Source organism: Mesorhizobium sp. M7A.F.Ca.MR.362.00.0.0, from assembly GCF_004023175.1.
Taxonomy (GTDB): domain Bacteria; phylum Pseudomonadota; class Alphaproteobacteria; order Rhizobiales; family Rhizobiaceae; genus Mesorhizobium.
In genome coordinates this window covers 1-1,430 of record NZ_RZTF01000734.1, presented here as the reverse complement: position 1 = coordinate 1,430, position 1,430 = coordinate 1, and the positions used below count along the sequence as shown (strand labels likewise).

At 65.4% G+C, this 1,430-nt stretch carries 1 protein-coding gene; it reads left to right on the top strand.

Features of this window, described 5'->3' with window-relative positions:
* The first annotated feature begins 210 nt into the window (after positions 1 to 210).
* Positions 211 to 1,311: a hypothetical protein gene (locus EOC06_RS37255; RefSeq protein WP_128310114.1), complete on the top strand. Its 1,101-nt coding sequence runs from the start codon at positions 211 to 213 to the stop codon at positions 1,309 to 1,311.
* Positions 1,312 to 1,430 lie beyond the last annotated feature (119 nt).

The following is a 1,430-nucleotide window of genomic DNA, read 5'->3' as shown; positions in this document are numbered from 1 at the left end:
CGAATCGCCTGTCTTTTCGGTGCCAAAGAAGAATTAGAGGCACGCGGCAGCGTTCCCTCCCCCTTGTGGGAGGGTTAGGGTGGGGGTCCTCTTCGAAAGAATCCATATGCGATGTGGGAGAGTGACAACTGATGCAAAATGCCTGCCGCAATGCTTGCGCAAGTGCCGCCGAACAGGCCAGTTTGCGCCTGAAGAATCGGTGAGAGCGCGATGACCATCCACACCATCAAGGCCCGGGGCATTTCGGTTTCGCTCGACCTCACGGTCGGCCACATCGCCGACATGGTCGTCGAGAGCGGCGGACGGCAGCTGAAGCCGCTGCATCGCGCGCCCTGGGTCGATGCGGGCGAGACGCTGCCGGACAATCTGCCGGAAGGTACGGTTCGGCTGTCCGGCGATTTTCTCTGCGCGCCGTTTTCGCGCAGCGATGTCGAGGAGGCGCCGCTGCATGGCTGGCCGGCCAACAGCGCCTGGGATGTGGTCGATAGTGCTGCTACAGGGGATGGCTGGCGAGCCGTCTACCGCCTGCGGCACAAGGTGATGGGCGCTTCGGTCGACAAGATCCTGACGCTGCGCGACGGCCATCCCTTCCTCTACCAGGAGCATAAGTTTTCCGGTGGCCATGGTGCGATTTCGGTCGCGCATCACCCGATGATGGCGATGACGGGCGGCGGCAGGCTGGCCTTTTCGCCGAAGCGGTTTGCCGCGACGCTGGACGACCCGCTGGAGCCGGATCCCGCACGCGGCCGCTTCCTGCTGGCCTATCCGGCACGATCCGCCGATCTCGGCCGTTTTCCCGCCGCAGGCGGCGGCACGCTCGACCTGACGGAATACCGCATGGATGACCGCCGCGAGGATTTCCTCACGCTGGTCGAGACGGATCATGGCGGACCGGGCTGGACCGCGCTTGCGCGCCAGGCCGAGGACGATCTGGTGCTGGTGCTGAAGAACCCGGCCGAGCTGCCGATCACCATGCTGTGGTTCAGCAATGGCGGGCGCGACTACGCCCCATGGAGCGGTCGCCACCTGGGCGTGCTCGGCATCGAGGATGGCCGCGCCGCCGTCGGCCATGCCGCCTCGATCGGCGACAACTGGCTGAGGCGCGAAGGGGTGGCGACCGCCTTTGCGCTGGACGAAAGCCAAAGCGTTTCCTTTCGCCATGTCATCGGCGCCATACCGCTATCTGGCGGCGAGCCACCGCAGGAGCTCACGACGGCGGATGGCCGCATGCGGCTGACGGCCGGTGGCGCGGCGCGGGAGGTTTCCTTCGACAGCGATTTCCTGCGCATTGGCCAGCCAGCGGCTGCCTGAACGAACAGCACAGTTGACTTCTGTTCGTTCAAGGGTTCCCATCAATTGCCAAAGTTGGCGCCGCCCCTCACCTGCCTGCCGGCATCCTCTCCCCGTATAGTGACGGGGAGAGGGGCGCT

Coding starts and splice junctions, on each gene's coding strand:
- EOC06_RS37255 (WP_128310114.1), top strand. CDS start 211: ATGACCATCCACACCATCAAGGCCCGGGGCATTTCGGTTTCGCTCGAC.